18 protein-coding genes and 1 riboswitch are annotated in these 18,762 nt (G+C 40.8%); of the genes, 4 read left to right on the top strand and 14 right to left on the bottom strand.

Going from position 1 to position 18,762, the window contains the following annotated elements:
- Window positions 1-216: 216 nt before the first annotated feature.
- The gene (gene rpsD / locus IR135_RS07280) at window positions 217-819 is read left to right on the top strand and encodes a 30S ribosomal protein S4 (protein WP_115884120.1); all 603 of its coding nucleotides are present in this window, start codon (window positions 217-219) and stop codon (window positions 817-819) included.
- 385 nt (window positions 820-1,204) lie between these two features.
- On the opposite strand, the gene IR135_RS07285 is transcribed toward rpsD, so the two are convergent.
- The 8 genes from IR135_RS07285 to IR135_RS07320 all read right to left on the bottom strand — a co-directional run bounded on the left by IR135_RS07285 (window position 1,205) and on the right by IR135_RS07320 (window position 10,285).
- Window positions 1,205-1,405: a cold-shock protein gene (locus IR135_RS07285; RefSeq protein ID WP_135098129.1), complete on the bottom strand. Its 201-nt coding sequence runs from the start codon at window positions 1,403-1,405 to the stop codon at window positions 1,205-1,207.
- 164 nt (window positions 1,406-1,569) lie between these two features.
- A complete protein-coding gene (locus IR135_RS07290; RefSeq protein ID WP_135098131.1) occupies window positions 1,570-2,910 on the bottom strand; it encodes a thermonuclease family protein in 1,341 nt (446 codons plus the stop codon).
- Between the two features lie 138 nt (window positions 2,911-3,048).
- Window positions 3,049-3,486 carry a hypothetical protein gene (locus tag IR135_RS07295; protein ID WP_135098133.1) on the bottom strand — a complete coding sequence of 146 codons (438 nt, stop codon included), beginning with the start codon at window positions 3,484-3,486 and terminating at the stop codon, window positions 3,049-3,051.
- A gap of 130 nt (window positions 3,487-3,616) precedes the next feature.
- Window positions 3,617-4,927, bottom strand: coding sequence for a CitMHS family transporter (locus IR135_RS07300; RefSeq protein WP_135098135.1), 1,311 nt, complete (start codon window positions 4,925-4,927; stop codon window positions 3,617-3,619).
- A gap of 590 nt (window positions 4,928-5,517) precedes the next feature.
- The gene (gene pruA, locus IR135_RS07305) at window positions 5,518-7,059 is read right to left on the bottom strand and encodes an L-glutamate gamma-semialdehyde dehydrogenase (protein ID WP_135098137.1); all 1,542 of its coding nucleotides are present in this window, start codon (window positions 7,057-7,059) and stop codon (window positions 5,518-5,520) included.
- Between the two features lie 119 nt (window positions 7,060-7,178).
- A complete protein-coding gene (locus tag IR135_RS07310) occupies window positions 7,179-8,462 on the bottom strand; it encodes an amidohydrolase (RefSeq protein WP_135098139.1) in 1,284 nt (427 codons plus the stop codon).
- Window positions 8,462-9,640: a M20 metallopeptidase family protein gene (locus IR135_RS07315; protein ID WP_135098141.1), complete on the bottom strand. Its 1,179-nt coding sequence runs from the start codon at window positions 9,638-9,640 to the stop codon at window positions 8,462-8,464. Before IR135_RS07315 ends, IR135_RS07310 begins: the two co-directional genes overlap by 1 nt.
- Window positions 9,641-9,661: 21 nt before the next feature.
- Window positions 9,662-10,285, bottom strand: coding sequence for a GNAT family N-acetyltransferase (locus IR135_RS07320; RefSeq protein WP_135098143.1), 624 nt, complete (start codon window positions 10,283-10,285; stop codon window positions 9,662-9,664).
- A gap of 80 nt (window positions 10,286-10,365) precedes the next feature.
- On the opposite strand from IR135_RS07320, the gene IR135_RS07325 reads away from it, so the two are divergent.
- A complete protein-coding gene (locus IR135_RS07325; protein ID WP_135098145.1) occupies window positions 10,366-10,581 on the top strand; it encodes a hypothetical protein in 216 nt (71 codons plus the stop codon).
- A gap of 15 nt (window positions 10,582-10,596) precedes the next feature.
- Here IR135_RS07325 and IR135_RS07330 read toward each other — a convergent pair whose 3' ends face one another.
- Window positions 10,597-11,508 (bottom strand): alpha/beta hydrolase, encoded by a 912-nt coding sequence (locus IR135_RS07330; RefSeq protein WP_135098147.1) that lies wholly within the window; start codon window positions 11,506-11,508, stop codon window positions 10,597-10,599.
- A gap of 136 nt (window positions 11,509-11,644) precedes the next feature.
- A riboswitch (PreQ1 riboswitch) is annotated at window positions 11,645-11,690 on the top strand.
- A gap of 51 nt (window positions 11,691-11,741) precedes the next feature.
- On the opposite strand from IR135_RS07330, the gene queF reads away from it, so the two are divergent.
- On the top strand, window positions 11,742-12,230 hold the full coding sequence (gene queF / locus IR135_RS07335) for a preQ(1) synthase (protein WP_135098149.1): 489 nt from the start codon (window positions 11,742-11,744) through the stop codon (window positions 12,228-12,230).
- 47 nt (window positions 12,231-12,277) lie between these two features.
- Window positions 12,278-12,925, top strand: a complete 648-nt coding sequence (locus IR135_RS07340; protein ID WP_135098151.1) for a queuosine precursor transporter — start codon at window positions 12,278-12,280, stop codon at window positions 12,923-12,925.
- Between the two features lie 87 nt (window positions 12,926-13,012).
- On the opposite strand, the gene IR135_RS07345 is transcribed toward IR135_RS07340, so the two are convergent.
- The 5 genes from IR135_RS07345 to IR135_RS07365 all read right to left on the bottom strand — a co-directional run bounded on the left by IR135_RS07345 (window position 13,013) and on the right by IR135_RS07365 (window position 18,702).
- The gene (locus IR135_RS07345) at window positions 13,013-14,962 is read right to left on the bottom strand and encodes an FtsX-like permease family protein (RefSeq protein WP_135098153.1); all 1,950 of its coding nucleotides are present in this window, start codon (window positions 14,960-14,962) and stop codon (window positions 13,013-13,015) included.
- Window positions 14,949-15,710, bottom strand: coding sequence for an ABC transporter ATP-binding protein (locus tag IR135_RS07350; protein ID WP_135098155.1), 762 nt, complete (start codon window positions 15,708-15,710; stop codon window positions 14,949-14,951). Before IR135_RS07350 ends, IR135_RS07345 begins: the two co-directional genes overlap by 14 nt.
- Window positions 15,711-15,811: 101 nt before the next feature.
- Window positions 15,812-16,804, bottom strand: a complete 993-nt coding sequence (locus tag IR135_RS07355; protein ID WP_135098157.1) for a sensor histidine kinase — start codon at window positions 16,802-16,804, stop codon at window positions 15,812-15,814.
- A 6-nt stretch (window positions 16,805-16,810) separates the two neighbouring features.
- Window positions 16,811-17,485, bottom strand: a complete 675-nt coding sequence (locus IR135_RS07360; RefSeq protein ID WP_135098159.1) for a response regulator transcription factor — start codon at window positions 17,483-17,485, stop codon at window positions 16,811-16,813.
- 11 nt (window positions 17,486-17,496) lie between these two features.
- On the bottom strand, window positions 17,497-18,702 hold the full coding sequence (locus IR135_RS07365) for a DUF418 domain-containing protein (RefSeq protein WP_135098161.1): 1,206 nt from the start codon (window positions 18,700-18,702) through the stop codon (window positions 17,497-17,499).
- Window positions 18,703-18,762: the final 60 nt, after the last annotated feature.

Raw genomic sequence — 18,762 nt, forward strand, 5'->3', positions numbered from 1 at the left:
TGACTTTGGGTATCCGAAGGTGTAAAATGAATTATTGTGTAAATGAACAGTATAAGTAGCGGATAATCATTGCAAGTAAGTATGCGGTCCCCGCGGTTGGTGTGCTGCGTAACCAATGCTATGAGGCGAAGGCACTTTAAATCGTATACCCTCGCAGGAGATTATTCCCTTATGATGTTTTTTGCATATATTATAAAACATAAGGAGGAGCTAATTATGGCTCGTTTTACAGGTTCAATCTGGAAAAAATCACGCCGCTTAGGAATTTCCCTGACTGGCACAGGCAAAGAATTGGAACGTCGTCCGTACCCGCCGGGTCAGCACGGTCCAACACAAAGAATTAAATTATCAGAGTACGGTATGCAATTACAGGAGAAACAAAAACTCCGTTACATGTATGGAATTAACGAACGTCAATTCCGCACTTTATTCGACCGTTCAGGTAAAATGAAAGGTGTTCACGGTGAGAACTTCATGATCTTGCTTGCGACTAGATTAGACGCAATCGTTCGTGCTTCAGGACTTGCCCGCACACAGCGTCAAGCACGTCAGTTAGTTAACCACGGTCACATCACTGTGGATGGCAAACGTGTAGATATCCCTTCATTTATCGTTAAACCAGGTCAGGTTATCGGAGTTCGTGAAAAATCACGTAACCTTGATATCATTGCTGAAGCTGTTGAATTAAGCAACTTCACACCTGAGTACTTAACATTCAACAAAGATAACCTAGAAGTTACTTTCGACAGACTGCCAGAACGCAGTGAATTAAATGCCGACATTAACGAACAGTTAATCGTTGAATTCTACTCTCGTTAATAACTTTGAGAAATCCGAAATCATTATTAAATGGTTTCGGGTTTTTTGTGTTTTAAATGGGTATTTTGAGATTTTGGTGTGAGTGATTGGAGAGCTGGACGACGACGGTGATTTAGTATCGTACTTTAACAGTTGCATCCCGTCACGGTGGCTTTGACAATGACCTGCTAGAGTCGCTGCCGGATCACTGTGACTTTGACAATGACCCGCTAGAGCTGTTACCGGGTCACTGTGACTTTGACAATGTGCAACATCTTCTCAAAAGCAGAGGAGAAAAACCGCAAAAAATTAACATAAATCTATTCCTTATCCAGGTAATCATATAAATATAGAAACCAAAAAAAGAGACACCCTGAGGTGTCTCTCTAAAAAATTAAACTATTTATTAAACAGTTGCAACGTTGACAGCTTGTGGTCCGCGTTGTCCTTCTTCGATTTCAAAAGTAACTTTTTGACCTTCTTCTAAAGTTTTGTATCCTTCACCTTGGATAGCTGAGAAGTGTACGAACACGTCGTCTCCTGCTTCTTGCTCGATGAAACCAAAACCTTTTTCTCCGTTAAACCATTTTACAGTTCCTTCATTCATTGAAAAAACCTCCTTGTGCTTATGCACGTGTTATTTTTGCAGTTTTAAACATTTAAAAGAGTTTTTTCAAATAATGAAGAGAAACTATTTAAACTTTGCCTTAAAAACTACATTCTTAATATACCATGGTCTGACCAATAAGCCAACCTAAATTAGAAATATTTTTAATTTTCACACGCCCAGTTATCTTTATCTCTGTCCATTTTCGGCTGGTAAGCAGAATGGTCACTTCCTACGCCTTCCGGAAATACAGTTCTTAATTCGGTACAGTTGGCGAAGTTATATGAAGTACCTGAATCACTTTCTACATTTTGCTCCGTGTTAATCTCAGGTTCCGCTTCAGCAGCAACTTCTTCCTCTTCACTGTTAAAACCTTCACCGCCCTCGTTTACGTAGCCGGGAATTGACCAGATGCCAAGCTGGTTATCTTTTGCATACTGCTCTTTCTCCCGGAATTCTGAGAGATAGCGCTGCTGTTCATAAATATAACCGACCCTCGCAAGCCCTTCTTCCAGCAGCACTTCGTGCACGTTTACGCCATCAGCATACAGGTACACAAGATGTCTGCCGTAATGATCCGTCTCTGCTCCTTCATCGTACTCAATATGCAGTTCCTCTGCATTACTCATAAGCTCCGTCATTCTTGCCGAAGCTTCAGGACCAAATGGTTCTACAGGCTTGTTCGGGTGAACCGTTTCCGGCGTATCAATCAAGAGAAGTCTTAACTTCAATGTATTGTTGTCGCTGTCCAGCACATGAACAGTATCACCATCGACTACACGATAAAGTTCTACTTCCGCGATGCCATCCTTAGCAGCAGACTCTTTCTCCTGCTTCTCTTTTTCAGCTTTCTGTTTCTCTTCTTTCTCCTTAGCCGCCTTTTCAGCAGCAAATTTTTCTTCTTTTTCTTTCTCCGTCTGCTCTTTCTCTGCAGCTTCTCTCTCAGCCTTTTCACGTTCTTCTTGTTCAGCCTGAGCTTTTTCCTTGGCCGCTTCCTCTTTCTCTTTTTCAGTAGTCAAACGTTCTTCTTCCGCCTCTTTTTCTGCTTCAGTGCCTGCTTCATTATCCTGGGCGATATCCTTAGCTTTCTCTACAGTTTCTGACTCAGTAGCAGCTGCTCCTTCTTCAACATTTGTTCCCGGCAAGGTAAATACAAATAAAAGAAATATTATAAAACCGAGTATAAAGGCGTTGCGTGAAATTTTACTGAATTTTCCTTTTTCCTTGTACTTTAATTTATAAAAACGGCTTGATGCCATCGATATAAACATCGCGATTGACACCATAACCCATAGAATTAAAAATGCTTCATTAATCGTCGCACCGTCTACAATCAGCGCACGGTTAATCATCAGAATGCCGGACACAGCCAGCAGCACAAATACCGGTTTCCAAAAAGATCCGCTCTGATCCTTATCAGTCCAGTGTCCGTGCATCGCAAGTCCAAACAAGACCGCTGTAGAAATTGTTGAAATAAAAATCAAAAAACCGAATATAATACTCATTTTGTCTACTCTCCATTAATATTCATATCTATTTATTATACGTGATAAAAAGCATCTGTGAATAAACATTTAATGGAAACTTTGAACAAGTTAGCACGTCTCAATGCACCATTTTGAGTATTTTTTATAATTTCGTCCTTATATCTTTGGTTCTATCACAATTTTATATTGCCGCGAAAAGTAAGAAACAGTACATAAGACGAGGTATATTATTAAAATAACCAGACCGTTCACTGGTATAAATAGTTCTGTATTTGGATCAGACAGAGCTGAAACTATAAGATTACTTAAAAATATAACAGTCCATACTGCCAAAAGAATATTTGCTGTTTTGTTGAATAACGTATCTTTTATCAATACCTCGTCGCCGGATTTAACATTAAGTTTAGACTCCCTTTCCAGAGGAGATGTACAAATCAGCTGGCCTTTTTCTGCTGGTATGTACATCTCCTTCTCTTTAAAAGATTCAACGGTTCCTATTAGTCTTCCATTAAATTGAATCTTTACGGGTCTCGTCATTCCTAAAAACCAGGTTCGGCGTTTGACAGCGATGCTTAAATCATCCGTATTCTCCATATTACCACTCCAGTCTGCAGCAATTTTCACTTCAGTTATACTCTAACTGCTCAATCTTTTCAAGCTTATAATTAACTAATAAAAAACAGCATGACCTCCTAAGAGTTCATACTGCTTTAATTATTAAGTATTAAATAATTCCCATTACAAACGCTGCCACCATTGCAAGGACACTGAATCCCCAAACCCAGAAGATAGCATATTTTATATAACGGCCCATCTCAATTCCTGCCAGTCCCACAGCCAGCCATAAGGCCGGAGAAAACGGACTGATGAAGGTTCCGATAACATTTCCGATCATAATAGAGTAAGCTGCGGTAATACTGTCAACACCGTGAGTGGATACAATCTGCTCTACTACTGGAAGGAGAGCAAAGTAATATGCATCTGTATTAAGTACCAGTTCCAGCGGTGCACCAAAGAAACCGATAATATAATGCAGAAACGGCACGAGGAAGGCAGGGAGTATAACTACCATGTCTTCTGCAAGTGAATCAAGCATCCCTGTGTTCCCGAGGATGCCAAGGAAGGATCCTGCTGCCAGAATAATCGCTGCCATCATTAAAGCACTTGGTGCATGGGCTTTAATACGGTCCATTTGCAAATCCATATTTCTGTAGTTTATCGGCAAGGCAATACTTACCGCCAGCATAAATATCAACCCTGCAGGGAGTAGCCCTGACATCAGCAGACCGACCACAGCAAGTGTGAGCAGGAGATTAAACCAGAGAAGTTTCGGTCTTTCCAAAGATGTTGCTTCACTGTTACTGTCACCATTCACGTTGAAATTATCAAAATTGATTCCTTCAGTCAGCGTTCCATTTTTAAGGAGTCTTTTTTTCTCCAAACTGCCGACCAGTGCTCCCATAGCAATAAGCAGTACAATCAGCACAGCCTGGAGCGGAATAAGCGGCTGCCATAATTCTGAGGAATCCACACCGAGTACCGCGGCAGTTCGTCCGAGCGGTCCGCCCCACGGCACCATATTCATAATACTCGCGCTCATACCGATTAGCATGACGAGCATATAAGGACTCATATTCAATTTTTTATATAAAGGCAGCAAAGCCGGTATGGTAATCAGGAAAGTCGAAGCACCCGAACCATCCAAGTGAGCAATTGCCCCAATAATTACCGTAGCCATGGAAACCAGAATAACATTCCCCCGGGATAACCTGACCATTTTGGTAATAAGCGGATTAAACATTCCTGTATCCTGCATAATTCCAAAGAACAGAATCGCAAAGATAAACATGATTACTACAGAAATAACAGAACTGATTCCGTCATTAAAGAATTCTGTAATTTCTCCCGGACCGAAACCGGCAACGAGAGCACCGATGAACGGTATGATCACTAGCGCTACAATCGGATTGAGCTTTTGAGTGATCAGTAAAATAACAATCGTTAAAATAACCAATAAACCGATAATACTAAGCAAAGAAATACCCCCTATTTGTATATCTGGTGGGAGGGAAAAACCATGTTTACTATAGCGCTTACAAAATTGAGCAAACGCTTTCAAGATCATTTATTAATAAACCTTCCCCCTAAGATTTTCTTAATAAGTTTTCATTATAAGATAAGATTTTTTATATTTAAAGACTTGAAATATTTAGAATTATTTGTTAGTAATTAATTTTACTTATAGAACCAGCAAAAAAATTTCTATAATATAAAAGAATATGTTTAATTTTTATTGTCTATACTTTTGGGATTGGCATGAGCCGGTCTCATGTGTATCCGCGGACTCTGGGGCTGACATGACAAAATCTCATATGTACCCGCAACCAACAGGACTGGCATGAGCCGGTCTCATATGTACCCGCAACCAACAGGACTGGCATGAGCGGGTCTCATGTGTATCCGCGGACTCTGGGACTCGCATGATCGGGTCTCATGTGTGTCCGCAACCAACAGGACTGGCATGACAGAGTTTCATGACAATCCAAAGTCCCAGACCCTCAATAAATGCAAAAAAAAAAGGATAACCAGTTCAAATAGAACTGATTATCCTTAAAATTTAATATCTTAAAGCATTTCTGACGTTGTTTTACCTTGCATGTGTAACTGAAGGTAATCCGGTCCGCCTGCTTTAGAGTCTGTACCTGACATTTTGAATCCGCCGAATGGGTGGTAGCCGACGATTGCACCTGTGCAGTCGCGGTTGAAGTATAAGTTACCTACCATGAAGTCGCGGCGTGCTTCTTCAATGTGCTCTCTGTTTTTAGTAATAACAGCACCTGTCAGACCGTAGTCTGTATCGTTTGCAAATTCAACAGCTTCTGTGAAGTTGTCTGCTTTTGCGAAACCGACTACAGGGCCGAAAATTTCCTCCTGCATTAAGCGGTCATCGTGCTTAAGTCCTGCGAATACTGTCGGGTGAACGAAGTGGCCTGTTTCGTTGTCGATCTTGCCGCCAGCTTTAAGTTCTCCTTCTTCTTTACCGATTTCAAGATACTTCTCAATTTTTTCAACAGAAGCGTCATCGATAACAGGACCCATGTAATTGTCATTTTCAGGGTCGCCGATTGTCAGTTTGTTCGTTCTCTCCACTACTTTTTCAAGTAATTCATCGTGGATGTCCGATAAGGCGATAACTCGTGAACATGCTGAACATTTCTGTCCGCTGAAGGCGAATGCTGATTTAACGATTGCATCTGCTGCAAGGTCAAGATCTGCACTGCTGTCAACAACGATAGTATCTTTACCGCCCATTTCAGCGATAACACGTTTAAGGTTAACCTGCCCGTCCTGAACGATGGCTGCTTTTTCGTAAATGCTTATACCGACATCTCTTGAACCTGTGAATGAGACAAATGCAGTATCTTTGTGTTCAACTAACAGATCACCGATTTCACGGCTTGAACCTGGAATGAAGTTGACTACGCCTTTAGGCAGGCCAGCTTCTTCGAGCACTTCGATAAATTTGTAAGCAATTACCGACGCTTTAGATGATGGTTTTAGTAAAACTGTGTTCCCTGTTACAAGCGCAGCTGATGTCGTACCTGCCATGATTGCAAAAGCAAAGTTCCATGGAGAAATAACAAGGCCGACGCCTAGTGGAATGTAATCAAATCTATTGAATTCACCCGGACGTGATTCAACTTTGCGTCCGTCTTTTAATTCAAGGTTTTGTCTTGCATAATATTCAAGGAAATCAATTGCTTCTGCAGTATCTGCATCCGCTTCTTTCCATGGTTTTCCGGCTTCTTTTACTAGCACTGCTGTAAATTCGAATTTTCTTTTACGTACAATTGCAGCTGCTTTGAATAGTACATCAGAACGGAATTCAAATGAAGATTTTCTCCATTCTTTAAATGTTTCTTTAGCAGCATCCATTGCCTGCAGTGCTTCTTTCTCACCAGCTTGTGACATGTTGCCGATGACTTCTGATTTTTTAGCCGGGTTATATGATTCCAGTTTTTTATCAGTAAGGATGCGTTCACCGTTAATGATTAACGGATAATCCGATCCAAAATCTTTTTTAATTGTTTCAAACCCCTTGTTTAATGCTTCTTTGTTCTCGTCTAACGAGAAATCTGTAAATGGTTCGTGCTTGTACGGTATCATAAAATAAATTCTCCTTTGTTTTTTGATGAAAATATAAAACTTATTTAATTGTTTCCGCATTTTTAAGATAACATTATTTGTTAAATTGTCCAACTGATTCAGGTTAATTATTTAAATATTTAGCCGTTTTTCATCAGCCAGTTCACAATATCTATATATGTTGATACGGCAACGTGTAAAACGCTCTCATCCAAATCGAATTTCGGATGATGATGACCGTATTTCAAAGCAAACGGAAAGAGCATATAAGTCGCTTTGCCATTTTTTTCGAGAACCCGTTCCATCATCATCGTCACATCTTCCGAAGCTCCAAGCGGCAGTGTATCTCTCAAATCAGTAATATTGCTGTTGTGTTTGACCGCTTCTTTAACTGTTTCAATCAGTTCTTTTGAACATGCGGCATTCGGTGCTTCACCCATATCTATGATTTCAGCTTCATTTTCATACATATCAGCAGCGGCCTGGATGACTGTTTTTGCTTTCTTGTACATATAATGATTAAGTTCAGTTGTTTCTCCGCGCGTTTCAATTTCCATAAATGCAGTGTCAGCAATGACATTTCTGCCGCTGCCTGCACTGAGTGTACCGGTGTTAATACGCGTTCTGCCCTTGCCGTGACGTGCAATTGCATTTAAATTTAAGGCGGCGGCCGAAGCTGCAAGGAGAGAGTTATTCCCTGAATCAGGTTCAACACCTGCATGTGCTGACTTTCCTGTGAACTTCACATCAAATTTTGAACTTGCCAGAAAATCGGTCGTTCCGGCACTGACAGTCCCGACAGGCAGATTTCTAATGCCGAGATGACCGGAAAAGAAATAATCAACATCATCCAGCCAGCCTTTTTCGACGACTGATTTTGCTCCGCGCACACTTTCTTCCGCAGGCTGAAAAATCAGCGTAAACCTGCCTTTCAGATTGTTTTTTTCAGCATTGATATACTCAGCTAAAAATAAACCTGTCGTAATATGACCATCATGCCCGCAGGCATGCATTTCTCCTTCGTGAAGAGATTTAAAATCTTCCTTTTTCGGGATATGATCTTCATCCGCTGATTCTGTAATCGGCAGGCCGTCTATATCAAATCTCGCTGCAAAATGCGGACCGGGTTTTCCCGTATCGAGTGTAGCAATTACTCCTGTAGTGCCTTCTTTTACATAGTCTAAAAACTCCTCAGGAACACCATATTCTGCTGCCCTTTTATAGCTGTGCAGAAATGCATCTTTTCCAGGCACACCTACCCGAGCACTTCTTAAGAGCACATCGTCTCCAAGATAAAGAGTGTAGTCCATCGGTTTCAAAGTTTTATAAATTTCATATGTCGTTATAAATTCCGTAAAACCGACTTCCGGAAAACGGTGAAATTTACGGCGTGTTGCAATCAGTTTTTGCTGAATATCTGTCATTATTGTTCCCCCGAAAGCTTATTTAAAGAATCTAATGCCATATGAACCATCGCTGTAATGCCGTATTTAAAAGCATCTTCATTGAGCCTGAAAGCAGGATTGTGCAGCGGTTTTTGTCCTTCTCCAACCGATGTACCGAGCCAGTAGTACACTCCCGGATACTCTAAAAGGAAACGGCTGAAATCTTCTCCAGCGAGACTTGGCAGAAGGACCGGTGTCGCTTCCTCACCGTACAGCTTATTAACCGATTTTTTCAGCTGTGCCACCCATTCTGTGTCGTTTACCGTTGCAGGATATCCGTCGTAAAACTCAATGTCAACCTCTGCTCCCATAGCAGCAGTAACCTGTTCAACAATTTCAAAAAAGCGTTTTTTAGTAAGCTCTTTGGTTTTATCCGACTGGGTGCGGATAGTTCCTTCAAGTTCCGCTGTTTCCGCGATAACATTGTGTTTTGTTCCGGCTGTAAAACGCCCGACTGTTACAACTGCCGGCTGCATAGGATCCGTGTTGCGGCTCACAATTGTCTGCAGTGCGCTGACAACCTGATTGCCGACAATAAGTGCATCCGTCGTACTGTGAGGCATAGAAGCATGCCCGCCGGAACCTTTAATTGTAATTTTAAAACGGTCTGAATTCCCCATAATCGGTCCGGCCATTACACCGAATTTCCCGACTTCAAGATCCGGCCAGACGTGCTGGGCAAGCAGCATATCCGGAGTGTATTCATCGAACACTCCATCTTCCAGCATGCGTTTTGCGCCGCCCGTCGGTGACAGCTCTTCCGCCGGCTGGAAAATCAACAGTATAGTGCCTTTAATTTTATCTTTATTGTCATTCAGCACTTTCCCGGCATGAAGCAGCATTGACGTATGTGCATCATGACCGCAGGCGTGCATGACACCTTCATTCAGCGAAGTAAATTCTTCTCCGGAAGCTTCAGTAATCGGCAGTGCATCGATATCCGCTCTGATACCGATAATTCCGCCTTCCTGTTCACCTTTTATAATCCCGAGGACTCCTGTATCAGCAAACCCTGTCTGATAGGGAATATCAAACTCTGTTAATTTTTCCTGAATGCGTTTTGACGTTTCATATTCATCTGTGCTTAATTCCGGGTGAAGATGAAGTACTCTCCTAAATTCGATTGCATCGTTAATAATATTTTCATTTATGTCCACTGCATCTCACTCCCTATATAATTATTTCTTATAATATTCAATAAATTCACCGTTTAAAGCATCTCCGATATAATCCTGTCCGGCGTTCATCATCCAGTCGTAATTATCGTATTTAATTTTCAAAACTTCTCCTGAAACTTCTATATTTTCATTTAAAGGCAGATAGAGAACATGACGTCTCTTGCCGTTATATTTCAATCTTGTTCTCATTATTTTAAAGCCGAGTTTAAATTTATCTTTCAAACTTGGCAGATTCGTCGGCATTACAGTTGAAAAGATATAATCAAAATCTCCGCTCGCACGTACCTGCTCAATTAAATACCTGCCCATTTCTGTCTGCAGCCCCTGCCCCCTGTGCTCAGGATCAACGAGAGAGATTTCAGAGTAAATGGATCGTTCTCTCCTAACCCCGACATCATCAGCCAGGTGCTCTTCTTCATCAATATCCGGGATATACATTGTCCGCACTGCAATTAATTTATCTTCATAAAAAACACCTGCAACATAGCCCTGGTTTACACCTTTCTCAAATTCTTCCCTCGACAGTTTTTCGAGAACTTCCTTTTGTTCTAAAAAATCATACACGGAATTCTGCAGTTCTAAAATCTCTTCGATATCATTTAAAGTCAGTTTTACAAAGTTCATATTTATCTCTTCCTTCCATATTATAATGATGTTTAAAACTCTTGAAATCGGTTATTAATATATTGAGGAGTTGGTGTAAAATGAATATATTAGTGAAATGTATGAACTCCAGCAATGACAAAACATTTTTTAAACTGATCACTGATAAAGATGTGGGAAAACCACCTTTAGATTCTTTTATATATAACTGTATGAGTAAAAATAATTCTTTTGATGAAGACAATATACTGGTTGAATTAATCTATCCGGATCATACAGAATTATATTTGGAATATAATTTAAATTTCAGCCGTTAAAATACGGCTGTTTTTTTATTTAATATCTTCCAGCCATTCAAACATTAGCGGCACCCATTTTTGTACGTGGGTATTTACTTTTCCTGTTATTTTTGTCGCGGTACTTAAACCGTGGTCGCCTTTATGGAAAGTGTGAAGTTCCCAGGGCACATTGTGACGTTCGAGCGCATCGGCAAAATCCAGCGCATTTTTTATAAACACAAGTTTGTCTTCACCCGTATGCCAAATAAAAGTGGGCGGCGTGTTTTCAGATACATAATTTTTCACTGTTGCTTTATCGAGAGTATCCGCTTCTATCGCTTGCCCGAATACCATACGGCTCGCCATCGACATGTATTTAGGATCTCCGATGCCTCTTTCTTCGGCAATAATTCTGTTAAGATCGTAATCCAGTATCGGATAACTTAATACTTGAAAGTTCGGGCGGTACCATCTGGATTCTTTCCCAACCCGATCACTCAGCCACGGCTGATTCCAATGCACACCGAGACTTGCTGCCAGATGGCCGCCTGCTGAAAATCCGAGGACACCGATATTATCCGCATCCACGTTATATTCATGAATATTTTCGCGGATATGAGTCATCGTAAGTGCCAGCTCAATTAACGGGTTCGGAAACTCGGAACCGAGAATTTCTTCAGGTTCCAGCCCTGCAGCGATTTTGTACATTTCATCCCGCGTCGCTTCTTTTCCTTCAGCTTCAAGCCTTGTTCCTATCGTTGAATAGCGCAGTATAAATACTTGATAGCCCTGAGCCAGAAATTCATAAGCTGCTGGTTCAGCTTCGCGTTTTGATACATACATATAACTGCCGCCGGGACAAATGACGACGGCCGGCTTCGCTTCGACTTTGACACCTGAATCACCTAAAAAAGCTGTGACTTCTGCGTGATAATTACCTACTTTAAACTTTTTGATTTCCATCATCCGTACCTCCGTACTCTTGTTACTTTAATAGTACCAAAAAACTGCAGACTATATGAAGAATCATGTATCCACTTACAAAAAACACAGTATAGACCTTTCTCTCCGCTCTATGTATAATGAGTACTGGAAAATAAATTACGAAGAGGTTCTTAGCCGCACCCTCTTAAAAAAACTAAGACACACAACATGTGCCTTCGGGCTCATGTTTTTTTAATTTAAGGAGGATTTTTATAATGACAGAAGATTATTCAAAAGATTTAAGTTTATTGGGAAATCAAAATGTAGAATATAAATTTGATTATAATCCGGAAATTCTGGAAACGTTTGAAAATGGTCATATCGGCCGCGATTATTTTGTTAAATTTAACTGTCCTGAATTTACAACGCTGTGTCCGATGACGGGCCAGCCGGACTTTGCAACGATTTACATCAGCTACATTCCCGATGTGAAAATGGTTGAAAGCAAAGCCTTGAAATTATACCTGTTCAGCTTCCGCAACCACGGCGGCTTCCATGAAAACAGCATGAATATGATTATGGATGACCTCATTAAATTGATGGACCCGAAATACATAGAAGTCTGGGGCAAGTTCACACCCCGCGGCGGCATCTCCATTGACCCGTACGTAAATTACGGGAGACCGGGAACAAAATATGAAGAGATGGCTGACCACCGCATGATGAATCACGATTTGTACCCGGAAAAGATAGACAACAGATAAGAGTGACCGGCTAAGAATTTCTTCCATTTTAAAATGGAGGGTACATATTGATATTTTATTTAACCGCACTGTTTGCGGGACTGCTCGTTGTTTCAAACATACTGGCAGTTAAAGTATTTACGGTTTTTGGATTTGATTTACCCGCCGCTGTTATCGTTTATATGGCAACATTTTTAATTACCGATGTTATCGGTGAAGTATACGGTAAAAAGATGGCGGCGCGCGCTATACGCGCAGGATTTGTTACACAGCTCATCGTTTTATTTTTTATCTACATAGCAATAGAAGTGCCGGCTGCACCGTTCTTTGAAATGCAGACGGAATACGAGATGATTTTAGGGGGCAGCTTCCAGGTCATTATCGCGAGTCTGGTCTCTTATCTCGTCAGTCAGAACATCGATGTGTTTATCTTTCATAAATTAAAAGAACGTCACGGCAGACGGCATTTGTGGCTCCGCAATAACTTTTCAGCAGTAATTACACAATTTGCTGATACGAGTATTTTTATCGTGATTGCTTTTATTGGTACGGTACCGGCGAATGTATTAATCAGCATGATCTTTATGCAGTACATCGCTAAAATTATTATCGTGCTGCTGGATACGCCGATAGTGTATCTGCTCGTCGGTGTTGTCCGAAAACAGCTCGATAAAGAACGGGCTTTATTGAAAAATGTCACTGAACAGCTGTATTAGCCGGCTTTCGTGACGATGAGAACCGCTCATTGTGTCAGAAACTAAAAAAACTTCCACTGTCCAAAAGACAGCGGAAGTTTTTTAGTTTTATATACTTTTTCTAACTATTTTCCGGTAATAACCGAGTGACATTAAAGCAAATATTGAATACAGTACCGTGTAGACACCCATTACGATCAGGGTTGGTGTCCACATTTCAATCCCGAAGATAAACCATCCGGATTTAACTGCAAACAGTGAATGCAGAAGACCGATAACTAAAGGAATACCGAATGAAATAATCATTTTCAGTGCGAGTCCTTTTAGTATTTCCCCCTCTGAGAATCCAAGTTTGCGCAGCACTTTATAACTGCCTTTTTCTTCTTCGCATTCGTCAATTTGTTTAAAGTATAGAATGCATCCTGATGTCAGCAGGAAGGCAAAGCCGAGGAAGCCTACTATAAATGCCATCATTCCTGACATCTGTGTCATTTCTTTATAGTCCAGCAGTTTCGAGCTGAATGATGGATGTTCTTCCTTATCCATCATTTCAAGTACTTCATCATTATCACCGCCGACGATATTAAAGGCATACAATTCCGACGGCATTTCAAATTCTTCGTTTTCTTCAGGCTGGTTGTCAGCGAGTTCCTGATATACAGCATCATCGATAATGAGTACCGGTAAACCGAATGATAAGTTCGATGGTAAGATGCCATCGCTTGTCGTATCTGTCACTTCAACTGTTCTATCAAAATCGGCCCCGTTGGTAAATGTTACAGGATTGCCTTCTTCAAATGACACGAGGATATCAAGTATCGCAAGCGTTCCCGTAGCTTTCGTTTCATTTTCTGCAACGTCAAATCCTTCAAATTCCTTATCGCTGGCAACAACAATACCTATTTCATTGCTGTCCATTCCGGTCTCTTCACCTTCAGGCAGATCGGTATTTTCATCTGTTCTTACTATACTGTAGTGCATAAATGATTTTTCAATTCTGTCAATTTCATAATCGTTATCACTCAGCAGTTTTTCATAGAAGTCCAGATCTTCGGAATTCTCAACTGTGTAATCATAAGGGGTCGTACTATCGAGCATTTTATCCGTAGAATAGTATGTGATATACGATAATGACATCGCAGTAATACTGATAGCCGTTATAACCGCAATCGCTGTCAGCAGAAATGCATTGGAGCGCATTTTAAACATAACACTTGTTACTGACAGTACATCATTCACATTGACGTGGCCGTTCTTGCTTTTGCGGATCATGTTTAAAATAAATGCGACTGAGTATTTAAAAGTGATATAGGTCCCCGCTATCGTCAGGAATAAGATCCCAACCATATAAACAGGCAGCATTATCGGATTTTCCATGGCCCGCTCAAACATCGTCTGCGACATATAATAGCCGAGCGCAATCATAGCAATACCGGCGATTCCAAGTACAATCGTCATTTTACCAAGCGGTTTGCCGGTACTCTCCGAAGTCTTGTTCAATTTCAGCATCTTAATCAGTGATGAACGTCTTAAGAAAACGTAGTTCTGAATCATCAGCACGATAAAGATAAATACAAATACCGCGGCTGTAATCACTACAGCAGTCAATGAGAAGTTCATCTCCACCATCATATCAACACGCATAATTTTTAAGAGCAGCATCAGGAGCAGTCTCGAAATAAAGAAACCGAGTACAATACCGCCGATCAGACTGCCAAAATATATCAGGAAATTTTCAAGCAGTAAAATTCTAAATATTTTATTTCTGTTCATGCCGATCAGCTGGAACAGTGCCAGTTCCTTGTGGCGTCTTTTGATAAAAATCATATTCGCAAACATTACAAACAGAATGATTATAATAACAACAGTTACTGAACCGACTGAGAATAAAGCTGTCATCGGTGTGCTGCCGGCAATTTCTTCCATCGCTGTCTCATCGAGCGTCAGCGTTAAGAGCGAGAAAAACAGCGCTACACTGAATACCAGTGCAAATATATACAGCGCGTAATTTTTAAGATTGCGTAAAAAGTTTTTTATGACCAGATTATTCAGCTTCATCAACGACACCGCCTAATACACGCTGCGTATCCAGAATTTCACTGTAATACGCATCCTGAGTCATTTCGCCGCGTGACAGGCTCGTATACACTTGACCGTCTTTCAAGAAAATTACCCGGTGTGAAAAGCTTGCCGCTGTCGGGTCGTGCGTTACCATTAAAATGCTGGTATTTAATGTTTCATTTAACTGCTGTAATTTTTTTAAGAGGCCGCTTGCGGATTTCGAATCCAGTGCACCCGTCGGTTCATCCGCAAAGATGATTTTCGGCTGGTGGATAAAAGCCCGGGCAGCACTTGTACGCTGAGCCTGGCCGCCCGATATCTGTCCCGGATATTTTCCGGCAAGTTCTTTAATGCCGAGTTGCCCAGCTACGCTGTCAAACTGTGCTTCCGCTTCTTTTTTTGACATAGAACGTATGGACAGCGGCAGCATAATATTTTCTTTGACCGACAGTGTATCGAGAAGATTGTAATCCTGGAAAATAAATCCAAGATCATTCTTTCTGAAGTCAGCGAGTTTTTTATCTTTTAAAGTCGTGAAATCTACGCCGTCTATATAAATATGGCCGCTTGTTACATTATCGATTGAACTGAGGACGTTTAAGAGAGTCGTCTTGCCCGAACCCGATGCACCCATAATTGAAACGAATTCACCTTTATTTAAATTAATATCTATACCTTTCAGCACTTCTGTCCGATTGAATTTATTACCGTAACTTTTTTTAATATCTGTTGCTTTTAACAGCATAAGAACGCCTCCTGTTTCATTGGTTAACTTCAGTTTATACTGTTTTTATTGCTTAATCGTTTGATTCAGCGAACAAAAAACACTATAAAGTGACATTTTCGTCACTTCATAGTGATTTTACTGAATTCATTCGCCTCGCTGAACGTTAAAGTTACCGTTGTATATTCACCGTAGACAGACTCAATATCTATATAAATACCCAGCACGTCGCACACTTCTTTCGTTAAATAGAGGCCCATGCCGGTGGACTGTTCATCGTCATGATTGCTCGTCGAAGTGAAGCCCGCTTCGAATATGCGTCCTGCATCTTTTTCTTTAATTCCTCTGCCGTAATCCGTTACAGTTAAAATCATCCGGGCTTCTATCATTTGTCCTTTTATAACAATATCATTATCTTCCGAATACTTGACTGCGTTCGTAATAAGCTGGTCGATGACAAACTGCATCCATTTTCTGTCTGTATGGACGGCTCTTTCATGGAGATGAATATCAAAACCGATATTCTTCCGCATACATATATCCCTCAGTTTTTTTATGGAAACGTTTAAAAGTTTCTCAAGATTAATTTCTTCTATATATAAATCATTTTTAATATTCGGCAGACGTTTTAAGTACAGCACCTCGTTCAGCATGCTGTTGAGCCGGGTCCATTCCACAGCCAGTTTCTCCCTCTCTTTCACGTCCAAATCATCAATCATCAGCTTCATCGTCGTCACCGGCATTTTCATGTCATGTATAAAGCGAGTCAGCTCATCCAGATTTTCACGTGTTTTCTGCGATTCCCGGTCGAGCTCATGCTGGTGAATCATTCTCATCTCATTGAGTTTGCCGTAGATTATACGCTGCTGCGGAGTATTTCCTTCCGTCATCCCTGCAGCATCCTCCAGTGATTCGAGCTTTTGAAACTCATTATTGAACTGTCTCTTTCTAAGCAAGTCCCACAGAATATATGCCGCAAAAATCAGCAGATTGAAGCAAAAAATGTAGGTCACAGCAACATTCGGTATGCTGTTATCCACATAGCCGATAAACAGAATCACCGCGTTAAAACTCATAAACAGCAGGAAGACAGGAATGTTTTCTTTAAAATACATAACCATCTACTCCTTTAAAATATAACCGATACCGGTTTTTGTCAGTATCGCATCCGACAGACCGACGGATTCAAGTTTTTTACGCAGTCTGTTGACATTGACTGTCAGAGTATTATCACTGATAAACTTTGAATCTTCCCACAGCGACTCGATAATTTCTTTACGTGATACCGTATCCCCGGTATTTTGCGATAAAATCGACAAAATATATGATTCATTTTTTGTCAGTTCCAAAGTTTCATTATTTACTGTGACCGTCAGTTTTTTAAAATCGAATACCGCATCTCTGAATTTAAATATATCAATTTCCTTATGCTGATATTCATACGTTCTCCTTAAGAGCGCCTGTACTTTCGCATTCAGCACTTCAAAGTTAAACGGCTTCTGCACGTAATCGTCCGCCCCCATCTGCATGCTCATCACCATGTCTGCCGGGTGATCTCTTGAAGAGAGAAAGATAATCGGGACGCTGGAGACATTCCTGATCATGCGGCACCAGTAGAATCCGTCGTACTTCGGCAGTGTAATATCAACGATAACGAGTTCCGGATTATACCGGATAAAATCGTTCATCACATCATTAAAATCCGTCACGCCGTAGGCGTCAATATCCCACTCTTTAAAACGCGCTGCTAGTTCATCCATCAGTACCGGATCGTCTTCAATTATAAGTAATTTCATTTAAAAACTCCTTACCGTTTTCTAAGAGGCATTATTTTTAAATAGGTAAAGCTGCGCCAGAGCCATTCGAGCGGACCGTAGCTGAAGTACTTCATCCAGAAATGGCTCAGTAGCAGCTGCAGGATAAAGACCCCAAGTGCAATCGGTATAAACCATACCGCATTAACGCTGTTAAACAGCCCGAACACATAAAATATTACAAGCATAATAACAGTCTGGCCGATATAGTTCGTCAGCGCCATCTGGCCAACCGGTTGGAGCAGACTGACCAGTTTCGGCAGCTTCAGTAAAATTAATGCAAGTGCCGCAATGTAGCCGAGTGACATGAGCGGTCCGCCGATGGTGCTGGACAGCTGGGCCAGCTGAACAAATACATCATCGTGTGACTGATACGTTGTTAAATAGCCTGTAAATATTTTCACCGGTAAGCCGATGCCAATGCCGATAACTGCAACTTTTTTTAATAGTCCGAGAGACTTGCGCAAGTTATTAAAATAACCTTTCTGTCCCGCATACAGACCAAGTAAAAACATTGCCAGTACATTTGGAATTACAAAAATCGCACCGGCAGCGGATAAGCCGAGAATTATTGCATTCATACTGACGAGGTCGCCGTAGGAGCCGTTTAAAATTGTCTCCGTCATGTGCAGTGAAAAGACAAAACCTTCCGTCTCAAGACCTGTGCCTGAATTGTACATCTCCATCATATAGGCCGCTATAGCACTTAAAATAATCATAATTGTCATAATAACGAGCAGGCTTACTGCAATAATTAAATTCACTTTCGGCTTGAATTTATAAAACAGAAGCAGTAATAAGCCTGTAATTGCATACGTCCATAAAATATCTCCGTACCATAATAAAATTCCATGCAGCAGACCAAAAATTAAAAGCAAGCCGATTCTTCTTAAAAACAATGCTGAAGTCGACTGCTTTTTCTTTTCAGCACGCGATAAAAATATGTAAAAACCAAGACCGAATAAAAATGAAAACATTGTGTAAAAATTAGCCGTGACGAACGTATTAATAAAAAACAGTGATAATTCATTCCAGAAACCGGTATAAATTTCACTTCGTGTTCCTGAAAAACTGTCATCAATATCCGGGCCCGCAAACGACATAATATTCATCATCAGTATGCCGAGCAGCGCAAATCCGCGGATGCCGTCAATTTCAAAAATTCTTTTGTTAAACTCTATCGGATTATTGTCTCCCATAATTCACCCTCCATTTACAGTAAGTATACTTGTAACAAGAAAAAATTAAAACAGAAGCCG

The sequence above is a fragment of the Jeotgalicoccus nanhaiensis genome, assembly GCF_015235105.1.
In the GTDB taxonomy this organism is placed as follows: Bacteria; Bacillota; Bacilli; order Staphylococcales; family Salinicoccaceae; genus Jeotgalicoccus; species Jeotgalicoccus nanhaiensis.